A 26,599-nucleotide genomic window follows, 5' to 3' on the forward strand; every position below is an offset into this window, starting at 1 on the left:
GGTCCAGGTTAGGGGTCAGATGGGGTTCGGCACGTCGATGAACGTGTGCGCGACCCCGAAGCGCTCCGCGAGCAGCTCGCCGAGGCGCCGGACGCCGAAGCGCTCGGTCGCGTGGTGCCCGGCGGCGAGGAACGTGATGCCGTAATCCCGCGCGATCGCCATCGCGCGCTCGGCGGGCTCGCCGGTGATGAAGGCGTCGAGGCCCTCGGCGAGCGCGTCGTGGACGTGATCGCTCGCGGCCCCGGAGACGATCCCGACCCGCCGGACGGTCGCCGGGCCGTCGAGGAACGCGAGCGGCGCGCGGCCCTCGGTCGCCTCCTGCACCCGGGCGACGAGCTCCTCGCGCGCGATTCCGTCGCCCGGGAACGTCGCGGCGACCCCGATCGGCGCGCGGGGGTCCCCGGCGAACGGCACCCACGACTCGGCGCCGAGCGCGGCGGCGAGCAGCGCGTTGTTGCCGTGCTCCTGGTGCCCGTCGAGCGGCAGGTGGTAGGCGACGAGGGCGATGTCGTGCTCGAGCAGGACCCGCAGGCGCCTGACGGCGACCCGGTCGAGCGCGCGCGGCGCGTTGTTCCAGAAGAGGCCGTGGTGGACGAGCACGAGGTCGGCGCCGAGCTCGGCCGCGCGCTCGAAGAGCTCGAGGTGGGCGGAGACGCCGGTGACGACGGTCGCGACCTCCTCGGCCCCGGGGACCTGCAGGCCGTTCGGGCAGTAGTCGCGGAAGTCGGCGGGCCGGAGGAGACCGTCGAGCTCGGCGAGGATCGTGTCGATGGAGGTCATGGGTCCGGTGGGACGGTATCGTCGCGCGAGCTTGAGCCCGTCCGAACCCCCCGACCTCTCCGCCGACGGCTTCCTCGAGTCGCTCACCGAGACGAGCCTCTACTCGATCGGGGCCTATTTCTGCGACCGGCACCCCGACCTCATGGACGACGTCATCGCCCAGGCCGACGCGATCGAGCGGCTCGGCCTCTCGCGCTGGGCCCAGCGGGAGGAGATCGGCGTCGACGCCGCCTTCCAGACGCTCATCACCGGGCTCGCCGTCCGCTATTTCAAGGCCGTCGCCGGCGGCGGCTGACCCCCGCGGCCCGCCGGGCGGACGTCCGGCAGGCGAACCTGGGATACTTTCCCGGCCTCATCGGGGCGTGGCGCAGCCTGGTAGCGCGCGCCGTTCGGGTCGGCGAGGTCCCCGGTTCGAATCCGGGCGCCCCGACTGGAGCAGGAACAGGATCGCGGTCTTCGACCCGCCCGCGAGCAGGACCACGAGAAGCCCCGCCACGCGGGGCTTCTCTGCTTTTCGGTGTCTTCAGGGCCCGTCCGCGGATGTTCGACTGCAGATGCGCCACCGGCTGCCGATACTCCAATCATGGGTCAGGGTCGAACGTCCTTCCGCAGCCTCCCGAAGGGGACGGGGGACGCGCCGGGGACGACGCGGGCGCCGGCCGGCATCTCGCTCGGGCTCCTCGAGCACGCGCCCGACGCCATCGTCGGGCTCGACGCGGCCGGTCAGGTGCGGCTCGCCAACGCCGCCGCCGAGGCGCTCTTCGGGTACGACCGCGCCGCGCTGCTCACGATGGCGCTCGCCGACCTCGTGCCCGGCGCGGACGGGGACCCGGCGGAGTGGTGCGCGGTGCGGGCCGACGGGACGCAGGTCCCGGTCGAGCTGAGCCGCACCCCGCTCCCGACCGACGACGGCGAGCTGACGGTCTGCATCCTGCACGACACGACCGAGCGCCGGCGGGTGGAGGCCGAGCTGCGCGCGAGCCGCCGCCGCCTCGCCGAGGCCGAGCAGCTCGCCCGCGTGGGCAGCTGGGAGTGGGACATCCCGGCGAACGCGGTCGAGTGGTCCGACCAGCTCTTCCGCATCTACGGGCTCGAGCCGCAGTCGATCACGCCCTCGTACGACAAGTTCCTCGCGTACGTGCACCCCGACGACCGCGCGGACGTCGACGCCCGCAACCACAAGGCGTTCGCCGACCATGAGCCCTTCGAGGACGTCAAGCGGGTCATCCGCGAGGACGGGCGGGAGATCCTCATGCGGACGCAGGGCGAGGTCGTCTGCGACGCGGGCGGCGCCCCGATCCGGATGATCGGCGTGTGCGAGGACGTCACCGCGCAGGAGAGCGCGGCGCGGACGCTCTCGACCCTCGCGTCGATCGTGCAGTCCTCGGGCGACGCGATCTACGCGGTCGACCACCACGGCCTGCTCGTGAGCTGGAACCCCGCCGCCGAGGCGCTGTTCGGCTATCCGGAGGCCGACGTCCTCGGCCGCACGACGAGGCTGCTCATGCCCGAGAACCTCGCCGAGCACGATCGCGCGGCGGTCGAGCGGGTCCTCGCCGGCGACGCCATCCAGCGCTTCGAGACCGAGCGCCGCCACCGCGACGGGAGCCACGTCGAGGTCGCGCTGACGATCTCGCCGATCGTCGGCGCGGACGCGATGATCGCCGGCGCGTCGATCATCGCCCGCGACATCAGCGAGCGCCGGCGGCTCGAGGAGCAGGTCCGCCATCTCGCCGACCACGACGCGCTCACGGGTCTGATGAACGGGCGGCGGTTCGACGAGAAGCTCGCCGAGCGCGTGGCGGACGCGGTCGGCTATCGCCTCGGCGGGGCCGTGCTCGTCGTCGACATCGACGGCTTCAAGGAGATCAATAGGTGTATACACTCAGGGCGTGGCTAATCGAACAGCGACGTTCGACTGGCACCGGGGGGCCTGACCAGCCTCTTGAACTCTGACTGGAGGCCATGCCGTGTCGACCCTGAAGCTCGACGGATACGTGCGAGTATCGCGAGTGTCCGGACGTTCCGGTGAATCTTTCATCTCCCCGACCGTTCAGCGCGAGCAGATCGCGCACTGGGCGAAGCTGCGCAACGCGGAGATCCTCGAGATCCACGAAGACCTCGACCAGTCCGGCGGCGGCTTTGACCGTCCCGGGCTGCAGCGCGCCATCGAGCGCGTCGAGGCGAAGGAGAGCAGCGGCATCGTCGTCGCCAAGCTCGACCGCTTCGCGCGCTCCCTCCAGGGTGCGCTCGAGACCATCAAGCGGATCCACGACGCCGGCGGCGACTTCGTCTGCGTCGACCTGGGCGTTGACCCGACGACGCCCATGGGCAAGATGCAGACGAACCTCCTGCTCGTCCTCGCAGAGTTCGAGCTCGACCGGATCCGCGAGCAGTGGAGCACCGCCCGCGAGCACGCCGTGGGCCGCGGCGTCCACATCTCCCGGCACCCGCCGAGCGGCTACGACAAGGGACCTGACGGCCGGCTCATCCCGAACGCCACCGCGCCGTACATCACCGAGGCGTTCAAGATGCGCGCCGCCGGCAAGCCCTACTCGGCCATCGCAGAGATGCTCATGGGCGCCGGCGCCATCGTCACGACCGGGTCCTCGCACTGGTCCTCGCCGACCATTCGGCACATCATCGCCAACCCCGCCTACCTCGGCCGGGCGACGAGCGGATCGTTCAGCCAGGAGGGCGCGCACGAGCCGCTCATCGACGAGGAGACCTTCAACCTGGCGAACGGGCGCCGCGCCGAGTACTCCCGCCCCGCCACCACCCTCGGCCCGTCGCTGCTCGCCGGCCTGCTCCGCTGCGCTGGCTGCCAGTACGCGATGAAGCCCGACACGATGCTCAACAAGGGCACCGGGGAGCGCGTGCGCACCTACCGCTGCCGCGGTGATCACGCCAGCGGCAAGTGCATGGACCGCGCCGCCGTGCTGGGCAACATCGTCGAGACCGAGGTCATCCGCAGGTTTCTCGAGCTGATGGGCAAGCGGTGGGTGAGCGAGCACCATCAGGACGACGACCTGACCGACCTGATCCGCGAGGCGGAAGAGGCCGAACGAGAGATGACGATCTTCCGCGACGACCCGCGCATCATCAGCGTGCTCGGACCGGATGAGTTCGTCGCCGGCCTGCGCACGCGGGCCGAGCGCGTTGACTCCGCGAACCGCGCGCTCATCGAGGCGCGGTCGCAGGACTCGCAGCTCCTCATGCCCCCGACCGAGCTGCGCCGGATGTGGCCGACGCTCGAGGTCGAGGAGCAGAAGGAGCTGCTCGGCAGCGTGTGGGATGCGATCTTCATCCGCTCAGGCCGACAGGATCCGATTGAGGACCGGCTGCTCTTCTTCATGCACGGGGAGAAGCCCGACGGCGGCCCCACCCGCAAGCGGAAGGCCACCGAGATCCGCCCCCTTGACTGGGAGCGGTACGCCGGCCGGCGCCACTGAGAACGCGCGGCCGGGGTGACGGTCCTGCAGGATCTGGGCCATGGTGGCGCGGAAGCGGAGCTCGGACTCAGCGGTGAGCTTCACGTCCTGACCTCGTAGGTCGAGCCGCAGGCGTGACACTTGGCGAACTGGCGCTCGGCGGCCGGGTCGTACGCGGTGCCGTGGATCTCACCCGATGTCCCATTCTGCGCGCCTGCGCCGTACCGCTGACGCAGATCTGCGCGCGAGAGAATCTCGCAGTCCGACAGCGCCTGCTCGAGCGACACCTGGCCGCGGCGCACGGCCGGCAGGATCTCCTGCACCTTCGACGGCTCCACGGCGGTCAGCCGGGACGGCTCGGCGCCGAGGTTGACGACGAGCTCGCGCCACTGGGCGATGAGCTGGTAGACCCAGCGCCGGTCCAGCGACACGTCCGGCCCCTCGAGCCACTCCTCGAAAGTGTCGTAGCCCAGGGTCTTCCACATCGCCTGGTCGCTGAACTCGTAGAGGTCGCGGGCAAGGTCAGCCCAGGCGCGACGGACAGTGCCCACCGTGGCAACGATGCGCTGCTCTACCTCGTAGGCGTGGTCTACTCCTGCGGGGACTTCTGATGCTGCTGGCCGTGACACGTCGGGCAGAGCCATGTGATCTCCTTGGGCTTGCTGTAGTCGGTGTGGTGCGCCTCGACCTTGCTCGCCCCGCAGGACGCGCACGGCTGAGGATCCATCATTCGGGCTGTTGCCCGCGCCTTCCGCTTCGCCGCCCCGGACTCCCATGTCTTTGCCTGGTAGTCACGCTGCTTGGCGTTGCGCTTACCGTTGTCCCGCTCGTGCCGTCGGCGATCTGCCGCCTGCTGAGCATCCCGGTCTCGATTATTCACAATCGCACGTTTCTTGGCGCGCGGGAGATCGGAATACCGGGCCTTTTCCGAGGCGGCGTGTTCCGCCGCTGACGCGGGGCGGCTGGGATCGGGCTTGCGTCCTGGCTTCATGCGTGGACGATCCCAGCCGCAGCGGCGCGAGCCTCGTCGGCATGAACCCGCCCATGGTGGTGCCGGCAAAGCCAGGTCACCTCCAGCGGGAGGTCGTAGTCGTGATGATGCGCGACCACCTGGAGGTCATCACAGAACAAGCAGGGCTCAGGGACGAGATCGCCTACCTTCCGGGCCAGATGCACTTTGCGCCGGGCCCGGTTCTGCTTTTCCGACGGCTTCCGGCCCCGCATCCCACCCCGAGCGCGATCGTAGGCACGCACGCGCTCGGGGTCACGGTTCTGCAGCATCTCCCGCCGCTCTGCCTGCGACTTGCCCGCGTACCAGCCGCGCATATAGATGCGCTTCTTGCACCTCGGACACTCATCGCACGAGCAGGAGGCGGGACGACCCATCAGAAGATGCAGGGGCCGAAGGGGATGTCCTGGGACGGCACCATCCCACCCCCCGAGGGCACGCCGGTCTCGATGGGCGTGCCGACGACCGGCATGTCGGAGCCGATGTACGGCTCGATCTTCGCGTTGCGGTACGGCTTGCCCGTGGACTCGTTGATCTTCTTGGCGTCGTAGATCGTGAGCGCGACGGCCCTGTCGAGCGCCGAGTCCCAGATCGCGCTGCCGGGGTAGACGAGGCCGAGGTGGAAGCCGTCCTCGGTCGTGTCGACCCCGAGGAGCTCGAGGTCGCGCTTGAGGAAGCCGAACTTCATCTCGATCTGGTCAGGGGTGGCGGCGCCGATCCGCTGCGGCTCCAGGCAGTGGACGATGTCCACGGTCTTGCCCTCGTAGTCGGGCGAGCCGAAGATCTCGAAGGAGAGCTTCAGGAACGCGGCGCCCGAGGCCTTGGCCTCGAAGAAGTCGACGATCCGCAGGCGGGCGTTGTAGGAGCCGGGCTCCGGGAGGGCGAAGGGGTCAGCGGAGGCGTCGGCCTTCTGGAAGTGCTCGTTGAGGTTGGCAAGGCGCTGCTCGAGGTTGTCGATGGGCATGTGGATCAGTTCTCCTGGGGATCGATGGTGTCGGTGGATGCGGCCTGCTCGGCCATGGTCTGGATGCGGACGATGTGTGCTGCGCTGGCGACGATGTCCTCGGGCGCCAGCTCCTTCACGGCGAAGCCGGCCTTGTTCAGCACGGCGAGCGCCTTCCTGGTGAAGCCGGCGCGGACGACGCCGCTCGGGACGCCGACGGCGACGTAGACGATCTCGTCGGCGGGGACGCGGCGACTGCCACTGCTGCCCGATCCTGGGGCTTCGGACGGCTTCTCGGGAAGTGGGGTCACGATGCCGTCACCTCCTCGCGGATCGGGACGAGTGGCCGGAAGACGAGCGTCCCGCCGGGCAGTTCCTCACAGCGGTAGTACGTGTCGGCGTCCACGGCGCGTCGCCCGATCGGACGCGGGACGCTGATCGCGTACGTCGTGTGCTCGGCGGCAGGATCGCCGCCCGTGCGGAGGTGAACCCGAACGGGCCTCACCGTCCGGCCTCGCGCAGGTCGTACAGCGCATCCGCGACCGCCTGGTCCTTCAGCGCGCCCGCGATGTTCTCGACGGCCATGTCCCGGGCGGTGCGCCCGTAGGCCTTCGTATAGCCGTTGTCGCAGTGCGTGCAATCGAGGTTGCTGACGATCCGCGTCCCGGTCCCGGCGCAGGACGAACAACGTCCCTCTAGGAATGGAGCCAGGGCGTCGGCAAGAGCCTCGGCAAGGGCCGACATCGCATCCCCAGATTCGTCCGCGGGTGAGGTCATCCCCACACCGCTTCGAAGACGGCGTTGACGGCGGCCGGATCCATCGGGACGGTGTCGGGCAGCTTCGCCCAGTCCTCCTGGGCGACGCGGCCGCCCGAAGCAACGTCAGCGTCCCCGCGGAAGCGAAGAACGTGCTGAACCCCGCCCTGCGCCTCCTCCACGTACGAAAACGCGATGAGGTCGACGAAGCCGAGCAGCCACTTGCGCATGCCCTTCTGGCCCACGTCCGGCGACAGCTTCGTCACCTCCACGCCGACGCGGTTCTTGACCTTCTCCTCCTTCGCGTGCGACACGAAGATCACAGCGAACCCGAGGTTGCAGAACCCGGACACCTTCAGGCGGAAGAGCGACGCGACAGCGTCCCAGCCCTTGCCGTACTCGAAGTCGGAGGCGTGGACGAACGTCGTCGCCGGGATTCCCTCCTTCTCGGCGAGGCCGCGGGTCGCGAAGTCGGCGCACATGCGGGCGAGCTCGTCGACCGTGTCGATGACGACGGTGTCGTAGCCGTGCTCGGCGGTGCGCAGCTCGTTTGCCACGTCGAGGAAGTCCTGCCACGAACGGATCGGGACCTGGAAGGCCTCGATGGCCGAGAGGCCGTCCTCGCAGGCAAGGAAGAGCGTGGTGTCCGGGCGCAGGCTGGCGGCGAGCGTGGACTTGCCGGACTTCGGGTTGCCAAAAATCAGCAGATTCCTCGCACCCAGTCCCGGCACAGGCTTTGTCTTTTCAGTGGGCAGCAGACTCATATGTGTCTCCAGGTCTTTCGGTTCGTGATGTGTGAGCAGGTGACGCGAGACACGCCCACGTCCTTGGCGATGCTGGTGTAGGTCTCTCCGCGGGCAGCGCGAGCACGGATATCGCGGACAAGGCCCTCCGTCAGGACGGCGCATCCGTGCTGCTCGCCAACGGGCGCACGGCCACGTCGCGAGCGGTCGTGCATGTTGTCGGCGGCCGTCCCCCAACGGAGATGGGCGGGATTGACACAGCCCGGGTTGTCGCAGGTGTGCAGCGCCATCCGCCCCCCTGAGGGGCCGTGCGCCAGCGTGCAAGCAACCCTGTGGCCGCCGACGTTGCTCTGCCCGAGCCAGAAAGCCGGGTAGCCGGTGTTGAAGAAGCTCCCCAGCCACTGCCAGCATCCGTCCTGCTCGCGGACCTTGCTGACGTATCGCTCCATGTCGGACTCAGTGAGCTTCATCCGGTCGCCCGATGCGCGACAAAGCACGCGTTGTTGCAGTACTTCCGGGGCCGCCCACGGCCCACGTAGGCGATGGACCTGCCGCAGGAGAGGCAGACCGGCTGGGGCTTCTTGCGCCGGTCCTCCTCGCGGCAGTCGGTCGAGCAGTACTTCGCGGGCCCGCGCAGGCCCGGCTTCTTCGGCGGCGGCAGCGGCCGGTCGCAGAGCAGGCAGGTCTTCATCGGTTGCGCCTCCGACGGCTGCGCGGCATGGCCCGCGGGCGGTCACGCTCGTGAACGACCGGGCTTGAGCCGGCGTCGGCCGCGACGTCGGTCAGGTAGGCGCTCGCGAATCGCGAGAGGATCTTGAGGATGTCCTCTGCCGAGTCGTGCCGGCACTCGCAGTTGATCCCCAGCTCGGTGACCTGGGTGAAGTCGCCGGCGGTCATCACCATCGCGCCCTGGTGCGCCTCGGGGTCCCAGGTCAGCCGGACCTCGGCCTCGGTGGGCTCGCCGTTCGGCATCGGCAGGCCACCGAAGCTGATCGTCACCGTCGTGTCGCTGTTCATGCGGCCACCGCCTTGCGCTCGGGCCGGACGCGGTAGAGCGGGAGAGCCGAGGCGCCCTCCGAGCACAGGTCCATGAACGGGCAGCCGCCGTACGCGGTGCAGCTCGTCGTGTTGCGCGCGTAGAAGCCGCGGTGGCCGGCGCTGCGAAGCTGCTCGGCCCAGTCCCACAGCTCGGCCTCGAGCCGCAGCAGGTCGTCGGGCGAGCGCGTGGTGGACTCCTCGACGAGATAGAAGTCCGGCCGCTCGACGTAGTCCTGCGTGACCCGCTCGCAGAACTGGGCGACCGACTCGTTCTGGCGCTGCTTGATCGACGGCTTCTTCGTGAACCGGTATCGGATCTGCGTGACCGGCTTGCCCGTCACGCGCCACAGGGCGTAGGCCTCGAGGCCGACCTGCCGGTCGAGCTTGACCCGGCGCACGGTGGCGGCGTCGAGCTTTCCGACGAACTTGTCCTCGATCAGCTCGAGGTGGTCGCCGTGGTCGATGACGCCGTCGGCGTAGCCGAGCAGGTCGAAGGTCCGCGAGTAGGCGCCCGTGTACGGCGAGCGCAGGCGGATGCGGTAGCCGTACTCGCGCTGGCCCTGATGGTCTGAGCCGTAGCGCAGCAGGTAGGCCGTGATTGCCGCGCGGACGATGGCCTGGTCGGTCTGCAGCTTCTCCTCGTCGGCCCTGCTGAAGATGGGGGCAGCGGACAGAACTTCGGCGCCGGCGTCCGCGCTGCCGGCCTCCAGGCCCTTCGTGAACGCGGTGCCCATCGACAGCCCGTCGGACTTCGACATCGGCTCGAGGCGCTTGACGCGCTCGAACTCGTAGCGGCGGCCGCAGTTGATGAACGTCGACAGCGACGAGTACGAGAGGTGCGGCCGAGCCGGCTCCTCGTTGATGAGGTTCTGCAGGTCAGCGGGGCGCAGCTTCATCGCGTCCGCTTCCACACACGCCGCACGTCCCAAGCCAGGAAGGCGGCAGCGATGAACAGGATCAGGTAGGCCATGTCGCAACTCCAGTCGGTGGTTCTCGTAGCCGGTCTCGACTACGGGACAGAACACTTCCACAGCCGCCGGACAGAAACCTGCACGATATCTCCACCGTGTAAGAAGACGAACGGCCCCCTGGTGCGCGGGACAGGGACGCGCAGAGGGGGCCGTTCGCGGTGCCGGTGACTAATCGGCTGACTGGAGATCAACGCTAGGCGCTGACGCCATCAAGGTTACCGGCGAGTGCAGCGGCTGCACACGCAGCGATGGCCGGCTGGCGTCGCAACCTGTCTCGAAGTTGCGGTCCAGCCGGCCACGCTTGCACCGGACAGAGGCCGGGCGTATCGTTCTAGTTGTGAACACGAACGAAGGCCAAGCCTAGACGGCTGCCCAACGGAAGACAACTCGATGGCAGGAGGCGCTCTCGGCTCGGCGGTGTTGGATCACAAGTGCCGAATCGGACAGGGCGTTCCAAGGTGGGGAAGCGAATCGGCAGAGCCGGCCCAGAGGGCGAAGGCGCGAGGTCGCAGACCACGGGGGAGTTCGGGAGTACAGCCACCCCATCGACACATAGGACCGCAGCACAACCAGGGAACCCGTGTAGGGCACCCAAGGGGAGGGGCCTATGGCCAGATCGAAGAAGGGCAGAAAAGGGCGCGCACGCAGGGAAATCCCGACACAGGGCAAGGCCTCCCCGGTGCTGCGTGTGTTCCGCGACGGCACGCACGAGGTCGTGCGGCCAGGTGAACTGGCGAAGCGCAAGCGCCGGCCGAAGTCGAAGGGGGCCTATGCCGCCTACCTGCGGTCGCCTGCCTGGAAGAAGATCCGAGGCTGCGTGCTCGAGCGCGACGACCATGCCTGCACGAGTTGCGGCTCCAAGCGCAAGCTGCAGGTTCACCACCTGACCTACGAGCGGGTGGGCGCAGAGCACCTCGCCGACCTGACAACGCTTTGCGATGGGTGCCATCGCAAGACCCATGGCCTTCTGAGGGGGATGGGCCTCCCCTACCCACAGCACGACCGACTGGAGAGCGACGATGGACACCATGAAATCTGACGGAAGTGGGGCTGCGGTCCCGGCTCTGCAACTGGTGCCTGTGTCCTTCGCGGACGCCTGCGGGTTCGTGGCGATGTGGCACCGCCACCACACCCCGCCCATCGGCCACAAGTTCAGCATCGGCGTGGCGGACGGCGAGAAGCTCGTAGGCGTGGCGATGGTTGGTCGGCCCGTCGCCCGCCACTACGACGACGGACGCACCCTTGAGGTCAACCGGACCGCCACGGACGGGACGCGCAACGCGAACTCGATGCTGTACGCAGCTGCCTGGAAGGCCGCGAGCAACCTTGGTTATCGGCGGCTCATCACGTACACGCAGGCCGGTGAGTCGGGCGCGAGCCTTCGCGGCGCTGGCTGGAAAGTGCTTGCCGCCCGCCCCCCGCGTGTCGGCTGGTCGGTCCCGTCGCGGCCCCGCAAGGACAACGGCGTGGACGGCATCGCACGCACCCTCTGGGAGATGGCGGCATGACCCCACGTTCGGGCAGCTCGGACGAGCGGATGGTGCCGTGCGCCCCGCCGCTCATCGCGCACCGCGAGGCGGACTACGTGTTCCCGACGTGGCGCGCCGCGCTGGCTGACTCCCACGCGCGGATCGCTGACGCCTACGCGCAGCGCGAGCGCATCTTCCGCGCCGCAGCCGACGCGGGCCTGTCGCGCCGCGAGATCGCGGAGGCGTGCGGGCTCACCGCTGCCGCCGTGCAGAAGATCATCGGCAAGGACAAGCGGACCACCCTCGACTCCCAGGTGAACTCATGACCGCTGTCCCCAGATCGGGCAGCACCCTCACGAAGCCGCAGCGTCGAGTGCTTGAAGCGGCGGCGCGCATCCAACAGCGCGGCGACACGCCGTCTGACGGGTGGATCGGTGACGACCTCGGCTGGTGCCACATCCCGTGGCGCGTCACGCCCGCGCTGGAACGCAAGGGCCTGGTCATCCGGGGCGACTGGCACGACGAAGAGTGGGGCTACGACATCACCGTTACCGCAGCGGGCTTCGAGGCTCTGCGATGAGCAGCGCTACCCCAGGATCGGGCAGTTGAGGCGCCGCGCCCCCAGCCTCCCAGCCCGGGGGCGCGGCGCTCAGGTCAGGGGCCGCACGCCCACCGGGACGCGCGGCTTCGGGTTAGCGCGGGCGCACGAGTACTGCGGCGGCACCCGAAGCCTGAGCCCGTGGATCTCCCGCTTGAGCGCCTGCGCCTCGTATAGCCGAGCGACCCGCGTGCGGCGTGGCTGACGGGGGGCGTGCGCCACGATGAGCGTTGCCTTCACCGACGCCTTCGCCGCACGGAGCAGCAGTCGGCGAATCCCGACCGAGCCCTCGCACGCTGCGATGACCTCATGCCACCGCTTGATACTGAGGACGTAGGCGGTCTCGACGATCCTGTGCGCGCTCTGTGCCTGGGCAAGGTCAAGACGCCGGGTGTTGGCGGCCTGCGATTCCCTGAGGTGCCTGGTGTTCGCCTGGCCGTTGACGAACACGCCCACGACGCCGACGAGGGCGAGCACCGTGAGGAGGACCGCGACGAGGATGCCAAGCGCCGGGGTGGAGATCCGTGGGCTGTCCGGGTCGCGCTGGCCCATCATCCGCCTGCCCCCATCTTCGCGACAAGGACCGTGGCGGCGGCAGCGATGAGCGCGGCGAGGATGACGCCGGTCAGGCTGTAGAGGGCGATGCGCAGCCGTACGCGGTCCTGCTTGTCGTCCCTCACCCGAGCCTGCTCGGCCTCGGCCCGCTCCTGGAGCTGCTTGCCGATGCTGCTGATGTCGTCCTTGAGGTTCAGGACGCTGTTGGCGAGCTCGGCGAACTGGACGGGCAGAGTGCCGAGGACGGTGATCTGGTGGCGGACCTCGTCCATCTGCGCCATCAGCCGCTCCTGCTTTTGCTCGACGACGCGGACCCGTTCCTCGATGTCGAGAGGTGCCATGCGATACCAGGCGCAGCCCTTTAGGCGCGCGTCTGCCTGTCGGCCGGCATGCCGACGCCGATGCCGAGGGTGCCGAGCGCCCCCACGATCACCGTCAGGCCGGTGCTGCGCTCCCCTGCAAGCAGGAGCACAAAACCTGCGATAAGGGCCACGATGGCCCCGTAGAGCTTGTTGCTGAGGCCGACGGTGCGGACCTTGACCGGGGTCATCATTACCACCGCCCCCTGCCGGCGTAGCCGCCGGTGAGCAGGAAGATGACGAGGATGATGATGAGCAGGGTGGTGAGGGACATCGGGTTCCTTTCGGGGGTGGGTCTACTCGGAGACCCGGAGGTAGTCGGCGACGAGGGACTTGGCGCGGACCTTCTCGTAGACGCCGTCGCTGCCGTTGCCGTCGGACACGGCGCCGCTCGAGCCCGTGTTGCCCTCGATGGTGGTGATCGTGCCGTTGCCGTTGTCGCGCACGAAGATGCCCGTGTGGTCGAACGTGTAGCGGACGATGTCGCCGGGCTGCGGCGTCGAGGTCTCGCGGGTCTTGGCCGTCTTCATCATCGACACCGCGCGGGGGAAGCCCGGATGGACAACCCTTGAGCCGGCGTTGCCGTAGCACCAGATGACGAAGTCCACGCACCACGGCTCGCCGACATCGCCGCCGGCGTAGCGGATGATCCTCTCGACCATCGGGCCGCGGTTGTTACCGCCGGTCTCGAAGACGTGCTGGGCGAGCGTGTGGCGCGCGAAGTCCAGGGCGCGCTCCTGCAGCGCCGGCTGATGGGTGTGGCGGTCGATGACGCGCTGGGCGTAGGCGACCTGCGCCCTGCGGACCTTCACCGTCCTCAGGTTTGGCTTGGTTTTGCGTGCGGCGAAGCGGGCGCGAGCCTTGCTGAGCAGGCCCTGGCGGACCTTCTTGCGAGCGGCCCAGCGGGATACGAGGCTCATGGAGCGATCTCCTTCGTCTGGTCGATGTCGAGGTTCACGGAGAGGCGGACGAGGCCCTTGGCGGCCATGCCCTCCAGGAGGGAGCGCAGGTCCCCGTCGCCGGCAGCCGCCTCGGGCGAGCGGCCCGTGAGCGCAAGGAGCTTGTCGACGCTCTTGCTCTTCACGTCGGCGACGGCGCGCAGGGCTTGGGGGATGTCGCGCGGCTGAGCTCTGGCCGCCTTCTCGAGGAGCTCGGCCTCGATCTCGGTGGCGCGCTTGGCGAGCGAGCGGAGGTTGACGACGGTGTCTGCCTCGATCTCGCGCTGCACGCGGATGAGCGCGTCGGCGTACTGCTGGGCGTGCGAGTCGTCGCGCAGCCGGCGCAGCGTGTCCGTCGAGATGTCGAAGTCCAGCAGTGCCTGGGCAGCGCCGGGCTTCCCGCCGCTGATCGCCAGGGCGTTGACAGCTTCCCGCTGTTGTGCTGGGGAAAAGGGCACCCAGACAGTCTCCCGGTAGGTGCGGCGGACAGAGGGCTAGCGCCCGGGGTTCAGGCCGATGTGGACGTGGTTGAAGTGGTTGCCGCCGACCATGGTCTTCCACAGCACCTGGACGCGGCCGTGCTTGGTCTCGAAGTTGTGGACGCCGCCCGCCGAGGCGATCTTGTAGGCCTGCTGGAAGGGGATCCCGGCCGCCACCTGGATGGCGTGCGCGGCGATGAGGTCGCCCTGCTTGGCCACCTCCCGGGACTGGCGTGCGTCGCCGCCCAGCCCGATGTCGGTGGCGTTGCCGGTCCAGTGATCGGACTGCACGCCGGGCTCGCCGGCCACGTACTGGTTGTGGTTGGTGCCGGTGGTGACCTTGATCGGCCGGCCCGACGCGGCGGACACCTGGGACAAGAAGTCCAGGATCGGCCGCTGCAGATGCGTGCCGGCACGGTTGGCACCCGCGGCGACCTGCACCTGACCGCGACCCCTAGAGGGCAGCAGCGGGGCATGTCCCGCTTGTTGCGCGCCCGTCGTCTGCTTGACGGTAGACCTCAGGGCGGGGATCCCCTTGACGACCGTGGGCGCCGCCTGCTGCATCGTCGTCTTCAAGAAGCTCATCGGGTCCGGCGCCGCGGTGCCGCCGAGCGCGGCGATGAGCGGCCCTCCGCGGCCCTGGCGCTGCAGCATCCCGGCGACGATGGAGGCGCCCTGCGCGCGGCGCAGCGCGTCCGCGTCCAGGGTGGTGTCCGTGGTGACCGCACCCGGGACCACCTGGTCGGGCGTGCCGGGCAGCGAGGTCGTGCGCGTCCGAGATGTCCTGGCTGTCGTCCCAGATGATGTCCCATGTGCAGCGGCTGCACCCGGCCGTGGCTCGCCGTGCGGCAGGATCTTCGCCACGTAGTTGTTGGTCTCGGCGAAGCTGTGGGAGCGGTCGATGGCCCCCTCGCCGGCGTTGTACGCGCGCAGCGCCTTGTCGTAGCTGCCGTACTTCTTGACGTAGTGGCGCATCAGCTTCGCCGCGCCGCGCAGGCTCGAGACCGGGTCGTGCGGGTTGACGCCGAGGCTGGCCGCCGTGGCCGGCAGGAACTGGGCGATGCCCACAGCGCCCGCGCCGGAGCCGGCGTTCGGGTTGAAGTTCGACTCGGCCTCGATCTGCCGCTCGAAGACGTGCGGGTCCAGGTTGTGCTGCTGGGCGATCTGCCGTGTGAGCGCGCGGTAGTCGGTCATCTCAGCCTCCCTGCTTCTTGAGGTACTTGTCGAAGGCGTCTGCTGCCCCGCTGCCGCCGCCGTTCTTGACGTACTTGCCGTAGGCGTCGGCCGCGCCGCTGGTCTTCGTGAGGTACTTGTCGAAGGCGTCGCCGGAGCCGCCGCCAGTCCCGGAACGGTTGCCGGGGGTGTAGGGCTTCAGCGGGTTGAAGGTCTTGTTCAGGCCCTTCACCACGCCGCCGCTGGTGCCGGGCCGGGTCTTCGGGGCGAAGAGCGTGGAGTCGTCGAAGCCCGAGCCGCCGCCCTCCCTGATCGTCTGCAGCTGCGCGGCGAGCGGAACCTGCGACTTGCCCAGGTTGTAGAGCGCGATGAGGATCTGGTCCAGCTGTGTGGGGGTGTTGCCGCCGGAGAGCTTCAGGTCGTTGCCGGTGAAGGCCTTGCCGGCGAAGGTGTCCTCGACGGCCTTGAACTGCGGCGTGATGAGCGAGGACGCCGACTGCAGCGGGTCTGAGAACGCGCCGACGGGCAGGTACTTCTGCAGCGGCAGGATCGACCCGTTCTTCTCGGGGATGCCGCCGAGCAGGTAGCCGCGGTTGGGCGTGGAGAGCGGGCTGCCGTGGTACTGGCCCTCGGCGCGGATCTTGTCCTGCAGCGCCTCCTCCATGGCGGCGAACATCCCCATCTTCACGGGGTGCCGGACCGGAAGGGTCCAGCCGAGCATGAAGAGCGAGTTGCGGTACCAGTCGAGAAAGGGGGCGAAGTTGTTGATGACCCACCGCTCGTTGGCGGTGTGGCCGGTGTAGCGGCCGAGGACCTGCCACTGGTAGCCGAGCATGTGCGCGACGCGGTCGGGGTCGGCGATGCCCTTCTCGATGAAGGCCTCGACGAGGTCGGCGTTGTGCTGCTGGGACTTGGCCAGGAGCGCGAAGGTCTTGCGCAGCTCGGGCCGGGCCTCGCGCACGGCCTTCAGCGCCGCCTTGCCCTCGGCGGTCTTGGCCCACTTCTTCGTGTAGGCGCCGAGCACGGCCTGCTGGTAGCGGTGCTCGCCTGCGGAGTTGGCCTCGAGGATCTTGGCCCGCGAGCGCAGGAAGCCGGCGCGGACGTGGCGCATGCCCCTCAGCCGTAGCGTCTTGGAGATGGCGCCGGGGTTGAGGTCGTGGATCTGCTGCAGCGCGGCGGACCCGAAGTGCATCCCGCCGAGGGCGTTGACGAGGTCGGTGTGGCCGGCGTGCTCTTCGGCGCGGGCGATGGCGGCGCCGAGGCGCATGTCGCTCGGGCCGATGCCGTGGAGGGGCATCCTGAAGAGGAGCGGCTCGGCGTGGTTGCCGAAGAACCAGCGGGTCGAGAACGGCAGGACGGTCATGCGGAAGTTCTGGGTGAACTTCTGCATGAACTGCACGGCGGGGATGGTGGCGCCGTTGATCTTCAGCGCGGACATGGACGACGCGAGCTCGGCGAAGTGGTCGACGAGGTCGGCCGGCATGACCGCGTACTGACCCGGTCCCTCGAGGTTGTGCGCTGAGGCGACGGCGGTGCGGACGAGCCCCTCGAGGAAGTTGCCGCCGTCCTCGCCGAGGGCTGCCTTGACCTCGTGGTCGCCGATGCGCTCGGCGATCTTGTCGGTGATCTTGGAGATCTCGAGCAGCGGCTTGAGGTTGAGCACCTTCATCGGCACGCCGAGGGTGCGCTCGGCGTGCTCGCGCGCGCGCTCCGCATCGCCGGCGTCGTCGAGAAGCCGGTCGATCTTGTAGCGCCCGAGAACCCGCTGAAAGGCCTCTGCCGCGTTGGCCCGGACGCCCTGCGACACGAGGGAGGCCTGCACGTTGCGCCATGCGCCCTCGGCGGTGCCCTGCTTGGCGGCCTGGCCGGTGCGCTTGGTGCGCGAGCGCGGCGGCTGCGGGAAGCCGGACGAGGAGAACGTGCCGCCCTTGGAGGTGCGGTGGGAGATGAAGATCGGCTTCAGCGGGCCGGGGAGGTTCTCGTCCAGGCGGGAGGGCCTGGAGGCGAAGAAGTCCTCCATGTCGGCGATGGTCACCGGCTCGGTCCGCGAGAGCGTGCCGTCGGGCTGCTTGGCCATGAAGCGGAAGGTGTTGTAGGCCTCGCCCTTGCGCGGCTTCAGGTCGCGCACTGCTCGCGCCTCTCCGCGCGTTGCGTCGCGGTCCTCGCTGGCCAGACGCTTGACGGTGTCCGAGAGTTGGACGACGTTGCGCTTGATGCCGCGCGAGATGTCGGCGCGCAGCAGGGCCTTGGAGCGCGCGGACTCAACGGCGGACTGCATGGGGATACGGGGGCCGGTGGCCTGTAGCTCGTCGATCTTCTGGCCGGTCCGCTCGAGTGTTGCCTCGGTCTTTGCGACCGACGCTTTCGCGCCGGCGATACGGTCCAGCAGCGGCCCCGATGTCCCGTTCTGCGCGGCCTTCAGCTCCTGCTCGAGCGAAGCGACGCGGTCCTTGCGGTCTCCGAGGCGCTGGGAGAGGCTGCCGAAGCCCTTCTGAAGCTTTTCCACGCGCGCTGCGTGTCGATCTGCCTCCGCGGCGGCCGCGCGGGCGGCATCGGACTCCGTGCGCTGCGCCCGGACGGCGGCTGCGCCCTCGGCGCGCGCGTGGACGACTGCTGCGTCCTTGCGCTTGCCAAGCTCGGACAGCAGGACGTTGCTCGTGGTCTTGCGGGCCTTCGCGTCGGCGCGCGCGGTGAGCCTCGCGACCTCGTAGGCCTTCTTCTTCTCGGTGGGCAGCCTTGCGCCGCGCGGGACGTGGTCTCCGAGGTCGTGGCCGACCATCGCCGGGATGTACTTGGCGGCGATCTGGTGCTCGGTGAGGTTGGCGTTCTCGACGAGGCGCGGCTCCTTCTCCCCCTGGCGCTCGGCGTACGCCTGGATGGCCCGGTAGTAGGAGGAGTTCGGCTGCGACTGCTCGTGGATGAAGTTCTTGTCGGCGAGCGCGCGGTCCAGCTCGTCGATGTGCTCGGCGACGTTCTCGGCCTGGGTCTGGGTGTAGGTGTGCCCGTGCGCCTCGCGCTCGGCGATGAGCCGGTCGCGAATCCGGGTGAGGTCGGCGACGAGGGACTGTGGGGAGCCGCCCTCCTGGCCGATGTCGATGAAGACGTGGGGGTACTTCGGCTGCGAGGCCTCTCCGACGCGGTCGGCAACCGGCCGGCGGTCGGGCTTGGTCTGCTCGATGAAGTGCATGTCGGCGCTGCGCTCGGTGCGCTGTGCCGCCTGGTGCATGGAGGACTCGATGCCGGCGCGGCGCTTCAGCTCGCGCTTGACGCGGGAGGGGGACGCCTGGTTGGGGTCGTGGCGTGCGGCGAGGTGGGCCTCCTCCTGGGCCTGCGCGCGCAGCTCGATGTGCCGCGCGCCCGTGGCGGCCTCGGCTTCGGCTGTGAGCCGCTCGGCGTTGGCCGCGTGCTTCGCGCTCTTCTTGGACCGGTGGCGGTCGTAGGCCATCTGGCCCGCGCGTACGTCGGCCGACTCGGAGTAGGCGCCGGGCCGGCCGGGGATGTCGCGGTGGACGACGCGGTCGCCGCTCAGCTTCAGCGGCACGCGCTCGGCGTTGGCGAAGTCGGCGATCTTGCCCTCGGCGAGCGGCCCGACCTTCGTGGCCAGGCGCGCGGCGGTCAGGGCGCCGCGGCCGGTGATGGCGCGGGCGCCAGAGAGCTCGAGCGCGGAGTTGAGCGGGTGGTTCTCGGCCTGCTTGAGCGCGCCCTTCACGTCGCCGTGGGCGAGGAGCTTGCCGAGGAACGTCTGGTCGCGCAGCGCGCGGCCCTGGGCCTTCAGGTCCGAGGAGTCGCCCTCGAGCGCCTTGACGCCGGCCTTGCCGGTCTCGTAGAGGCTGGGCAGCAGCTGGGTGGGGATGTCGCCGGCGTCGGTGATCGCGTTCTTGATCACCTTCCCGGCGCCGGGGATGAGGCCGTAGCCGGACCCGGTCTCGGCGAGGATGTTGCCGAGCTCGCCCGTGGTGAGATGGAGCCCCTTGCCGCCGAGCCCGGCCGCGGCGTTGATCGTGCCGCCGACGACCGGGATCGCGTCGATGACGCCGAGCAGCGACCCCTTGCGTGCGCTCTTGCGCTCGGCGGCCGCCGCCTGCATGTCCTGGTCGGCCTGCTCGCGCTGTGCTGCGCGGCGCTGGTGGTCCTTCAGGACGGTCGCGCCGGGGATGAGGCCGACGTTCTTGAGGGTCTCGGCCGCGTTCTCCTTGTCCTTGAGGGAGTGCGGGCCGCCGCCGGTCTTCAGCAGCGTCACGGCGGCGCGCTGGGCGGTCTTCTTGACCTGGCCCTGGTCGGAGACCGGGTGGGCCTTGCCGGTCTTCGTGTCGAGCTTGTCCAGCAGTGCGAGCGGGCGCTTCGGCGGCGCCGGAGCGGGCTTCGGCTTGGGCATGCCGGGGATGAACCCGCCCCAGCCCTCGGCCTTCTTCGGCGCCGGGGTCGTGAGCACCTTGACGAGCTTCGCGCGGTCCACGCGCACACGCTGCGCCCGCTGGCGGTTGCCCTCATGCGTGGCGCGGACCGTGCCGCCCTTGTTGGTGTTCTGGACCGGCATCGGCTAGCCGCCCAGCACCGTCTTCAGGGTCTTCTTCGCCGACGCCGGGGACGCCTTCTTCGCCCTCGGCAGCTTGCTGATGTCGATGCCCTGGGCCTTGAGCGTGTTCAGCTGGCCCGGGTTCAGGCCTCCGTGCGTGGCCAGCCAGAAGCCGTACTGGGCCTCGTCGGCAGAGAAGCGTCCCCCGGCGGACGAGGTCAGGAACCCGATGATCTTCGCCTCCGACTGCCCCGGGTGGCTCGCCAGAACCTCGCTCACGGTGCTGGCGGCGGTGTGGATCCGGCTGACGGCCTTGAGCGCCTGGTTCGGGGTCAGGGGAGGCTTGTCGGCGCCGGCGCCGGCCTTCGCCGGGTGGATGACGGCGGCCTGCTGCGCCGGGGTCATCGCCAGGTACTGCGCCTTGGTCTTGCCGTACTTCTGGAAGAAGGCGTTGTTGCTCGCCACGTTCGCGCGGTTCGCGGCCGCCTCCCTCGCAACGCGCGCAGCGTCCGCCTTCGCCTGGGCCGCGATCTTCGCCGTCTGCAGCTTCGTCGCGTTGTTCGCCGCCGTCGTCTTGCTGCCGGCGGCGAGGCTCTTCTGCTGCAGCACGTAGCGGGCGTGCCGATCCGCGGCGGCCTTCCGCTCGGCCGCCGTCGTCTTGATCTTCGTCGTCGTCAGCGCGGTCTTGTTGTTCGCCGCGTTCTGCTGCAGCGCCGCCGAGATCGAGTCGTCCTTGATGTTCAGCGCCGCCTCGGCGAGCTGGTTGGTGATTGAGTCCTGGGACGCCTTGTAGTTGAAGTCGCGCTGGTCCTTGGCGTCCGCCGCGGCCTGCTTTGCATCCGCGGACTCCTGGGCGGCGGCCTTGTCCTGCAGGTCCTGGAGGGTCGCCGTCTGGAAGGCGGCGCGCTTGGCCGCGAGATCCTGCAGGGTGCCCTGACCCTTGGCGATGTCCTGCGAGCGAGCCAGATCCAGCTGGGACTGCGCCTCGCCGCCGGCCAGCACCCGGGACTGGCCCATCGCGTTGAGCAGCTGCTCGTAGTTGTTGGACTGGCCGGTGCCGTACGTGGACTGGATGGCGGCGTCGTTCGCGCCACGGTCCTGCAGCGCGTGATCCTCTGCCCCGCCGTTCGCCACGCCAATGCCGCGCACGTTGAAGTCCTCGCCGCGGGCGGACTGGTCCGTGGCGGCGTTCGCGGCCAGCGTGGCGTTCGTGTTGTTCGTGATCCCCTGCTGGGCGCCGGTGAGGGCCTTCGACAGGTCAGCGGAACGCGCTCGAGCGGCGGCGTCGCTGTCAGAGATCTGCTTCTGGTAGGCGGCCTGCCGGGCGGCCAGCAGGTTGTACTGCGCCGTCACATCCGAGATGGACTGCTTCGCCTGCCGCTCCTGCGGGTCGAACTGGCCGGCGGTCAGCGCGGCGGCCTGCGCCGCGTAGTCCGGCGCCGCCTGCACGGGCGCGGCGGCCGGAGCCGCTGCCACGGGTGTGGCAGGGGTAGCGGCCGCCGCCGGTCCCGGCGTCGGCGGGAGGACCGTCTTGCCCGTCGTCGGCTGCTTGGTGATCTTCGTCACCACGGGCTTCTTGATGGACTGGCTCGTGATCTTCGTCACCACGGGCTTGCTGGCGGGGCTCACCTTGCCCTTGGCCCGGGCGCGCTTGACGGCCAGGGCTTTCATGGCGCTGCTCTTCGCCTTGGCCGACGCCATGACTCAGCCCTTCCCGGCGCGCTTCATGTTGAACGCCAGGGACTTCAGCGCACGCTGGACATCCGGCTGGGCGGAATCCGGGGCGGGGCGGCCGGCGCCGAGCCCGAGCTTGCCGCCGGACTTGGCGATCCCGGCGCCGGCGCGGCGGGTCTGAGCGGTGCCCGGCCCCATGTCCACGATGTGGCCGTCCCCGTAGACGTGCTCCTCGTGACCGTTGGCCGCGCGGACCGCCTGGAACTCCTTGCCGCTGTTGGCGTTGCCCGAGCGGTTGACCTGGGCGGGCGTGGGCGCCGTCCCGGCCTCGGCCTGGGCCTCCCGCTGGAACTGGGTGAGCTGCGCCTTGGACGCGGCCGACTCCTGGGCCTCCTTGGCGTCGACGACCGCCTTGGACATGCCGAGCTTCGCGCGCTTGGTGGCGGTGGCCTTGTTGGCGGCCATCTGGGTGGGGGTCATGCGGGGACGGTTCATCAGGTGCTCCTAGTGGGGGGTCAGCCGCCGGCCAGCTGCTGTGACTTAGCAATGAGGGCCTGACGGAAGGCGAGATCACGGTCGATGTCGGCCTGCGTGACAGCGTGAAGGCCGGCGCGGTCGTCGGCGTTGTACTTGTCGGCTGCGGCCTGGGCGGCGGCCGTCACCGGGTTGTCCAGGTAGCCGGGGCTCATCGAGCCGTCGGCCGACATCTTCGTGCTGCTGCTGCCGCCACCAGCGCCCGCGATGCCAGCGGCAGCCTGGGAGCCGACGAGCTGCTGGTTTGCGGCGTTCAGCTCCTGCTGGCGGGAAAACTCGCGGTTCTCGTAGCCCTGCAGGGCGTCGGCGCGCTGGCGGGTGTAGTTCGTGCGGATCTGGTCGGCATCTGCCGCGCCCGTCCCCGTGAAGAAGAGGCCTGCCTTGTGGGCGGCGTTCTCCTGGTTGCGGGAGGAGATCGTCTGGTTGTCGGTCAGCCGGCGCAGCGCCTCCTCGTAGTTCAGCTTGTCCTGGCCCGAGTCGCGCGCCAGCCGCTCGCGGGTCTGGTTGGCGTTGAACGCCGCCTGCGCCTGCTGGGCGGCCGTGTTGGAGTCGATGCTGGGCGCCTGTGCCTGCTGCTGGTAGGCCACCTGGGTGGCTGCCGTGCCGCCGCTCGCGTCAGGGGGCAGCGGCGCCGGGGCCTGGGGCGCGGGATCCGGCGGCGGTGCGGACGCGGCCACGAGCTGGTCGTTGGCCTGGGCGTAGGACTGGGCCAGCTGCTGCGGGGACGCGGCAGGGGCGGCAGGGGCCGCCTGCACGGCCGGGAGCAGGCTGGAGCCGATCCCGACGGAGCCCGTCGTCGAGAACCCCGGGATCTTCACCGGCTTCGGCTTGCCGTACGAGAGGCTTCCCCACTGCGTCATCAGACAGCCCTCCAGCCAGAGGTGGTGTTCACGCCGGTCTCCTTGACGTACAGGGTGGTGGACGCGCCGCCGCTGAGGTTCAGGTAGAGCTGCGGCGGCGAGGCGGACACGACGCCCGCGGGGCTGCCGCGCCCGGTGAGCAGCAGCTTGGAGATCGCCTCGAAGTTCAGGGTGGCGCCCGGGTCCTGCACGGTGGTGAACGGCAGCTTCATCAGGCCACCTGGTGCATCGTTGCCTGCCGCGCGGTGGCCCCGGAACTGGCTGTGTTTGAGGCGGTCACGGACACGAACAGCGTCGCGGTCGTGTTGACGGTCGCGGTGGTCGGGGAGGACTGCGTGACGTACACGCCGGGCGTTGTCGGTGAACCGGTCCCTGTGGCGTGGATCGTGTGACCGCCCGCGGTGACCGTTCCCGTCGTCCCGGTCGAAAGGCAAGTGAACGTGACCGTGAAGACGATGGCGTTGGACGTGGAGATGTTGTCCATCGTGGCGGGCAGTTGGGCGACGACGGCATCGGCCGTCGTGCCTGCGGTTCCGATTCGCAAGAACTGACGCTCGGCGTTGGTGGTCGCCGTCGACACGAAGTACACGAAGCGGATCTCGTACGCCTTGCCCACGGTCAGATTGTTGGCCGCGAGCGAGAACTGAGCCATGACGGTCTCGGTGTTGACGGCGGTGCGGTTGGTCAGCGTCGCCTGCGGGAACGTGGCCGCCCCGCTATTGGCGAGCACGAACGCCGTGGTGGCCACCTGTGTGGTGTTGGTGCCTACGGTGGCGGTGGGGGCCTGCAGGATCTGGGAGGTGCTGATGACCCCGGTGGACGGGCGCGTGAAGTAGGCGTCCGCCCATCCCATCTGGAAGCCGTTGGCGATGGCGAGGCCAGCGGAGGAGAACCGCGCGCGCTCGACGGCCCCGGAGCCGAGAAACAACATCGTGTCGTTGGACGCGCCCGAGGCGAGCGTCAGCTGGCCGGCGGAGGTGACGCCGAGCCCGGAGGACACGTTCAGGTTGCCGCCGGTCAGGTTCGTGCCGTCCAGGCCGCCATTGAGGATGTTCTGCAGCTCGGAGAGCAGTGAGCGGACCTTGGGGTCCTCGGTGCTGTTGGAGGCGCCGAGCGTGGGCAGGGGCTGAGTGGAGAGCGTCATGGTTTAGTCCTTCCGCTCCTGAAGGAGCAGGATGTAGTTCTCGAGCTCCCACGAGCCAGAGTTAGAGGCGTCCGACGCCCACTGCAGGGAGAAGCTGTTGGCGACCCCGAGCGTCGGGGCGCGGCCCTGGGTGATCGTCGGGGTGTCGCCGTAGAGGTAGTCCCCGCCGTAGAGACCGCTGCCGCCGAACGTGGTCGGGGTGCCGGTGAAGTCGAAGGTTTTGGCGAGCGTCGGCGAGCCGGCGAAGTCGCGGGCGACCGACAGGCTGAACTTGCCCTTGCCCTGCAGGCGCACCTCGCGGATGCGCTTCTTGTAGTCCGGGGTCTGGATGATGCGCCGCCGGAAGTAGGCCGGGGACTGCCAGGCGCCGGTCCAGTACGCGGTGTAGTTGCTGCCGTTGTCGGTGAAGACGCCGGGGACCATCAGCTTGTCCACGCGCGAGGCGAGCGGCGCCGAGTATAGGTCCTGGCTCGTGGACGCGCGCCACACCGCGAACTGGGTGGCGGCGAAGCTGTGCTTCCACCACGACTGCAGGTTCAGGTCGAAGTCGTAGGTGACGTCCGAGACCGATGTGGAGGTCTCGGAGGTGGAGAGGTAGTAGTGGTTGTTGTGGAAGGCGGCGCAGGCATTGGCGCGCAGCGCCGAGGGGATCGCGTCCAGGGACGGGCGGATGATGTCCGACATCAGCTCCACCCCGTCGCCCTTGGTGCGGTAGACGCCACGGTCCAGCGCGAGGAACATCGTGCCCTGCGGTGTTTCAACGATCGAGCGCGGCGCGATGCAGCCGGTGCCGTCCGAGATCCGGCGGTGAGCCCCGGTGTCCAGGTCGAAGACGAGGAAGACCTTGCGGCGCTTGAAGACGAGCAGGTACGGGCCGTAGGTGCCAAGGCCGGTGATCTGGTCGCCGTCGTTGGCGTCGAAGGTGGCGACGTTGATCGCCGGGAAGTCGCGCGGGTTGGCGATCCCGGAGAACGCGAGCGTCGAGCCGGGGTCGGCGACGGCGCTGGCGCCGAACGGCGTGTACGAGGACATGCCGGCGACCCAGACGCGGTCATTGGTGTAGACCATGTACTTGCCGTTTGGCAGGTTGCTTGTGGCGTTCGCCGTCCAGGCGGCGAGGTTGCCCGAGCCCGTCCAGGTCTGGGGTGGGTCCACGCCGTTGGCGAGGTAGAGCGGACCCTGACCGGCGAGGGTCGACGGGGCCTGCACCGCCGACCACGGCAGGTTGGCGGTCGGCGTGCTCGTGCCGGTGATCGTCGTCACGCTGCCGTCAGCGGCGATGCGGTACCACGCGCTGCCCGCGCCGGCGCTGTAGCCCTGGGCGACGAGGTACGGGGTGGCGCCGTTCTCGAAGGGGAAGATCGACTGCAGCGGCGAGGCCGGCGTGGCGAAGGTGACGTTGCCCTCGCGCTTGCGCATCGCGCCCGTGTTGGTGCCGAGCATGTTGCTCAGGTCCCGGGCCTGGTTCTGCTCGACGTCGTACGCGGAGTCGCGGGTGTTCAGCCCGCCCGTGAACCCGCCGAAGTAAAATGGATTGCCTCTCATACCTTCTCTGCCATCGCATCGGCCGAAAACGGCATGTGCTCGGCGCGAAAGCGGGCCGCAGCATCGGCAGCCTTCTGCTCATCCTCAAAGCGCCCGAGGTAATGCACCTTCCCAGCGAGCTTGACCCTGGCAGTCCACTTGCCTCTCGTGGCGTCCCACGACACGCCGCGGTGCGACGAGATCCCGTATCCCTCCCGGCGGTTCTGCTGATTCTCAGCGTGAGTGACCACGCGGAGGTTGCAGCGCCGGTTGTCGAGCTTGTCGCCATTGATGTGGTCGACGCTACGCCGGTCACCGGCTTCCAGGCCCATGACGACGCGATGCAGATAGTCCTGGCTGCTGCGCGGGTAGCCGACCGCGGCCAGATGCCACGGCCGCCCTCGCACAAGACGCAGGTCGTCCACATCGAACCGGGCATACGCCCGCACCGTGCCGTCCCGCGCGCGGAGGGGAAGGAGCGCCATCAGATCCTCCGACGCTTGACGTCCATGCCAGTGCGCCCGCGGATCTGCCGGACCTTGAACGGGGCCTGGCGCTGCAGGTCGGCGCGGAGGTGGCCCAGCAGCCGCTCGAACTCAGCGAGCCACACGCCGGCCGCCTCGTAATCGTCCTCGGCCCGGAAGAGGCGTGCCCGGACGAAGCACACGATCAGGTGGCTGTAATCGTCCGGGATGGTGGCCTGCAGATCCGTGCCGGCAAGCAACCCCGGGAGAGCCTGGTAGCGGAGCGTCAAGTTCCGCGCCGACGACGGCGTGGGGTAGAGCACGAGCTGGTTGTCGAACAGCGCGTAGTAGATCGGCTCGCTCCCGAGTGGGACCAGCGAGTCGATGTCGCCGATGTCGATCTGATCGAGCTCGCGGATGTAGAGCGGATCCACGAGCGACCGCACGCGGATCGAGTCGGTCGGCAGGTTGTAGGCGTTCGTGCCGGGGACGAGCGCCACCGTGGCGATCATGTCCAGCGCCGGGATGTTCGTGCGGCGCGCGATCTCGCGCAGGCCGTCGTTCACCCACGCCTGGGCGCGCGGCAGGTAGGAGTTGGTGTCGAAGTCCGGGAGGGTGGCCCCCATGGCCTCCGAAACGAG

General features: G+C 69.4%; 35 protein-coding genes and 1 tRNA gene. 8 read left to right on the forward strand and 28 right to left on the reverse strand.

Annotation, left to right across the window (positions count from 1 at the left end):
* Window positions 1-15: 15 nt before the first annotated feature.
* Window positions 16-780: a Nif3-like dinuclear metal center hexameric protein gene (locus tag NBH00_RS05020; RefSeq protein WP_254572251.1), complete on the reverse strand. Its 765-nt coding sequence runs from the start codon at window positions 778-780 to the stop codon at window positions 16-18.
* A gap of 31 nt (window positions 781-811) precedes the next feature.
* On the opposite strand from NBH00_RS05020, the gene NBH00_RS05025 reads away from it, so the two are divergent.
* The 4 genes from NBH00_RS05025 (at window position 812) to NBH00_RS05040 (ending at window position 4,232) form a co-directional block, all read left to right on the forward strand.
* Complete coding sequence (locus tag NBH00_RS05025) at window positions 812-1,075, forward strand: hypothetical protein (RefSeq protein ID WP_254572252.1); 264 nt, start codon at window positions 812-814, stop codon at window positions 1,073-1,075.
* 61 nt (window positions 1,076-1,136) lie between these two features.
* A tRNA-Pro gene (locus NBH00_RS05030) sits at window positions 1,137-1,210 on the forward strand.
* A 153-nt stretch (window positions 1,211-1,363) separates the two neighbouring features.
* Window positions 1,364-2,680, forward strand: a complete 1,317-nt coding sequence (locus NBH00_RS05035; RefSeq protein WP_254572253.1) for a PAS domain S-box protein — start codon at window positions 1,364-1,366, stop codon at window positions 2,678-2,680.
* Between the two features lie 97 nt (window positions 2,681-2,777).
* Window positions 2,778-4,232, forward strand: coding sequence for a recombinase family protein (locus tag NBH00_RS05040; protein ID WP_302182700.1), 1,455 nt, complete (start codon window positions 2,778-2,780; stop codon window positions 4,230-4,232).
* An 80-nt stretch (window positions 4,233-4,312) separates the two neighbouring features.
* Here the strand turns inward: NBH00_RS05040 and NBH00_RS05045 are convergent, their stop codons facing one another.
* The 12 genes from NBH00_RS05045 to NBH00_RS05100 are packed head-to-tail and all read right to left on the reverse strand — an operon-like array spanning window position 4,313 to window position 9,596.
* Window positions 4,313-4,762 carry a hypothetical protein gene (locus NBH00_RS05045; protein ID WP_254572255.1) on the reverse strand — a complete coding sequence of 150 codons (450 nt, stop codon included), beginning with the start codon at window positions 4,760-4,762 and terminating at the stop codon, window positions 4,313-4,315.
* A gap of 38 nt (window positions 4,763-4,800) precedes the next feature.
* Window positions 4,801-5,202 carry a hypothetical protein gene (locus tag NBH00_RS05050; RefSeq protein WP_254572256.1) on the reverse strand — a complete coding sequence of 134 codons (402 nt, stop codon included), beginning with the start codon at window positions 5,200-5,202 and terminating at the stop codon, window positions 4,801-4,803.
* Entirely contained in the window at window positions 5,199-5,537 is a 339-nt protein-coding gene (locus NBH00_RS05055; protein WP_254572257.1) for a hypothetical protein, read from the reverse strand. The genes NBH00_RS05050 and NBH00_RS05055 overlap by 4 nt, the downstream gene beginning before the upstream one ends.
* Window positions 5,538-5,596: 59 nt before the next feature.
* On the reverse strand, window positions 5,597-6,184 hold the full coding sequence (locus NBH00_RS05060) for a hypothetical protein (RefSeq protein ID WP_254572258.1): 588 nt from the start codon (window positions 6,182-6,184) through the stop codon (window positions 5,597-5,599).
* A 5-nt stretch (window positions 6,185-6,189) separates the two neighbouring features.
* Window positions 6,190-6,474 (reverse strand): hypothetical protein, encoded by a 285-nt coding sequence (locus NBH00_RS05065; RefSeq protein WP_254572259.1) that lies wholly within the window; start codon window positions 6,472-6,474, stop codon window positions 6,190-6,192.
* Window positions 6,471-6,668 (reverse strand): hypothetical protein, encoded by a 198-nt coding sequence (locus NBH00_RS05070; RefSeq protein WP_254572260.1) that lies wholly within the window; start codon window positions 6,666-6,668, stop codon window positions 6,471-6,473. Before NBH00_RS05070 ends, NBH00_RS05065 begins: the two co-directional genes overlap by 4 nt.
* Window positions 6,665-6,940, reverse strand: coding sequence for a hypothetical protein (locus NBH00_RS05075; protein WP_254572261.1), 276 nt, complete (start codon window positions 6,938-6,940; stop codon window positions 6,665-6,667). The genes NBH00_RS05070 and NBH00_RS05075 overlap by 4 nt, the downstream gene beginning before the upstream one ends.
* A complete protein-coding gene (locus NBH00_RS05080) occupies window positions 6,937-7,683 on the reverse strand; it encodes an ATP-binding protein (RefSeq protein ID WP_254572262.1) in 747 nt (248 codons plus the stop codon). Before NBH00_RS05080 ends, NBH00_RS05075 begins: the two co-directional genes overlap by 4 nt.
* Window positions 7,680-8,111 carry an HNH endonuclease gene (locus NBH00_RS05085; RefSeq protein WP_254572263.1) on the reverse strand — a complete coding sequence of 144 codons (432 nt, stop codon included), beginning with the start codon at window positions 8,109-8,111 and terminating at the stop codon, window positions 7,680-7,682. The genes NBH00_RS05080 and NBH00_RS05085 overlap by 4 nt, the downstream gene beginning before the upstream one ends.
* Window positions 8,112-8,128: 17 nt before the next feature.
* Complete coding sequence (locus NBH00_RS05090) at window positions 8,129-8,353, reverse strand: hypothetical protein (protein ID WP_254572264.1); 225 nt, start codon at window positions 8,351-8,353, stop codon at window positions 8,129-8,131.
* The gene (locus tag NBH00_RS05095) at window positions 8,350-8,679 is read right to left on the reverse strand and encodes a hypothetical protein (RefSeq protein ID WP_254572265.1); all 330 of its coding nucleotides are present in this window, start codon (window positions 8,677-8,679) and stop codon (window positions 8,350-8,352) included. The genes NBH00_RS05090 and NBH00_RS05095 overlap by 4 nt, the downstream gene beginning before the upstream one ends.
* A complete protein-coding gene (locus NBH00_RS05100; RefSeq protein WP_254572266.1) occupies window positions 8,676-9,596 on the reverse strand; it encodes a PD-(D/E)XK nuclease family protein in 921 nt (306 codons plus the stop codon). The genes NBH00_RS05095 and NBH00_RS05100 overlap by 4 nt, the downstream gene beginning before the upstream one ends.
* Window positions 9,597-10,278: 682 nt before the next feature.
* Between NBH00_RS05100 and NBH00_RS05105 the strand changes: the two genes are divergently transcribed.
* From NBH00_RS05105 to NBH00_RS05120, 4 genes are read left to right on the forward strand one after another with little or no spacing between them, the layout of a single operon-like run.
* A complete protein-coding gene (locus NBH00_RS05105) occupies window positions 10,279-10,710 on the forward strand; it encodes an HNH endonuclease (RefSeq protein WP_254572267.1) in 432 nt (143 codons plus the stop codon).
* Window positions 10,691-11,179, forward strand: a complete 489-nt coding sequence (locus tag NBH00_RS05110; RefSeq protein WP_254572268.1) for an XF1762 family protein — start codon at window positions 10,691-10,693, stop codon at window positions 11,177-11,179. Before NBH00_RS05105 ends, NBH00_RS05110 begins: the two co-directional genes overlap by 20 nt.
* Window positions 11,176-11,466, forward strand: coding sequence for a hypothetical protein (locus NBH00_RS05115; protein ID WP_254572269.1), 291 nt, complete (start codon window positions 11,176-11,178; stop codon window positions 11,464-11,466). Before NBH00_RS05110 ends, NBH00_RS05115 begins: the two co-directional genes overlap by 4 nt.
* Complete coding sequence (locus tag NBH00_RS05120) at window positions 11,463-11,720, forward strand: hypothetical protein (RefSeq protein ID WP_254572270.1); 258 nt, start codon at window positions 11,463-11,465, stop codon at window positions 11,718-11,720. Before NBH00_RS05115 ends, NBH00_RS05120 begins: the two co-directional genes overlap by 4 nt.
* 69 nt (window positions 11,721-11,789) lie before the next feature.
* On the opposite strand, the gene NBH00_RS05125 is transcribed toward NBH00_RS05120, so the two are convergent.
* The 15 genes from NBH00_RS05125 to NBH00_RS05195 form a co-directional block, all read right to left on the reverse strand.
* Entirely contained in the window at window positions 11,790-12,293 is a 504-nt protein-coding gene (locus tag NBH00_RS05125) for a hypothetical protein (RefSeq protein ID WP_254572271.1), read from the reverse strand.
* Window positions 12,290-12,634 carry a hypothetical protein gene (locus tag NBH00_RS05130; RefSeq protein ID WP_254572272.1) on the reverse strand — a complete coding sequence of 115 codons (345 nt, stop codon included), beginning with the start codon at window positions 12,632-12,634 and terminating at the stop codon, window positions 12,290-12,292. The genes NBH00_RS05125 and NBH00_RS05130 overlap by 4 nt, the downstream gene beginning before the upstream one ends.
* Before the next feature lie 20 nt (window positions 12,635-12,654).
* The gene (locus NBH00_RS05135) at window positions 12,655-12,843 is read right to left on the reverse strand and encodes a hypothetical protein (protein ID WP_254572273.1); all 189 of its coding nucleotides are present in this window, start codon (window positions 12,841-12,843) and stop codon (window positions 12,655-12,657) included.
* Between the two features lie 105 nt (window positions 12,844-12,948).
* Window positions 12,949-13,572 (reverse strand): CHAP domain-containing protein, encoded by a 624-nt coding sequence (locus tag NBH00_RS05140; RefSeq protein ID WP_254572274.1) that lies wholly within the window; start codon window positions 13,570-13,572, stop codon window positions 12,949-12,951.
* Window positions 13,569-14,048: a hypothetical protein gene (locus NBH00_RS05145; RefSeq protein ID WP_254572275.1), complete on the reverse strand. Its 480-nt coding sequence runs from the start codon at window positions 14,046-14,048 to the stop codon at window positions 13,569-13,571. Before NBH00_RS05145 ends, NBH00_RS05140 begins: the two co-directional genes overlap by 4 nt.
* A 36-nt stretch (window positions 14,049-14,084) precedes the next feature.
* Entirely contained in the window at window positions 14,085-15,263 is a 1,179-nt protein-coding gene (locus NBH00_RS05150) for a lytic transglycosylase domain-containing protein (RefSeq protein WP_254572276.1), read from the reverse strand.
* A 1-nt stretch (window position 15,264) separates the two neighbouring features.
* Window positions 15,265-19,779 carry a hypothetical protein gene (locus NBH00_RS05155; protein ID WP_254572277.1) on the reverse strand — a complete coding sequence of 1,505 codons (4,515 nt, stop codon included), beginning with the start codon at window positions 19,777-19,779 and terminating at the stop codon, window positions 15,265-15,267.
* 3 nt (window positions 19,780-19,782) lie between these two features.
* Window positions 19,783-21,459 (reverse strand): hypothetical protein, encoded by a 1,677-nt coding sequence (locus NBH00_RS05160; protein WP_254572278.1) that lies wholly within the window; start codon window positions 21,457-21,459, stop codon window positions 19,783-19,785.
* A 3-nt stretch (window positions 21,460-21,462) separates the two neighbouring features.
* Window positions 21,463-21,927, reverse strand: coding sequence for a hypothetical protein (locus tag NBH00_RS05165; protein WP_254572279.1), 465 nt, complete (start codon window positions 21,925-21,927; stop codon window positions 21,463-21,465).
* 20 nt (window positions 21,928-21,947) lie between these two features.
* A complete protein-coding gene (locus NBH00_RS05170) occupies window positions 21,948-22,826 on the reverse strand; it encodes a hypothetical protein (protein ID WP_254572280.1) in 879 nt (292 codons plus the stop codon).
* The gene (locus NBH00_RS05175) at window positions 22,826-23,038 is read right to left on the reverse strand and encodes a hypothetical protein (RefSeq protein WP_254572281.1); all 213 of its coding nucleotides are present in this window, start codon (window positions 23,036-23,038) and stop codon (window positions 22,826-22,828) included. Before NBH00_RS05175 ends, NBH00_RS05170 begins: the two co-directional genes overlap by 1 nt.
* Window positions 23,038-23,970 (reverse strand): hypothetical protein, encoded by a 933-nt coding sequence (locus NBH00_RS05180; protein ID WP_254572282.1) that lies wholly within the window; start codon window positions 23,968-23,970, stop codon window positions 23,038-23,040. Before NBH00_RS05180 ends, NBH00_RS05175 begins: the two co-directional genes overlap by 1 nt.
* Before the next feature lie 3 nt (window positions 23,971-23,973).
* Window positions 23,974-25,515 (reverse strand): hypothetical protein, encoded by a 1,542-nt coding sequence (locus NBH00_RS05185; RefSeq protein ID WP_254572283.1) that lies wholly within the window; start codon window positions 25,513-25,515, stop codon window positions 23,974-23,976.
* Entirely contained in the window at window positions 25,512-25,979 is a 468-nt protein-coding gene (locus NBH00_RS05190; protein ID WP_254572284.1) for an HNH endonuclease, read from the reverse strand. The genes NBH00_RS05185 and NBH00_RS05190 overlap by 4 nt, the downstream gene beginning before the upstream one ends.
* Window positions 25,979-26,584, reverse strand: coding sequence for a phage adaptor protein (locus NBH00_RS05195; protein ID WP_254572285.1), 606 nt, complete (start codon window positions 26,582-26,584; stop codon window positions 25,979-25,981). Before NBH00_RS05195 ends, NBH00_RS05190 begins: the two co-directional genes overlap by 1 nt.
* Window positions 26,585-26,599 lie beyond the last annotated feature (15 nt).

This window comes from Paraconexibacter antarcticus, from assembly GCF_024220175.1.
GTDB lineage: Bacteria > Actinomycetota > Thermoleophilia > Solirubrobacterales > Solirubrobacteraceae > Paraconexibacter > Paraconexibacter antarcticus.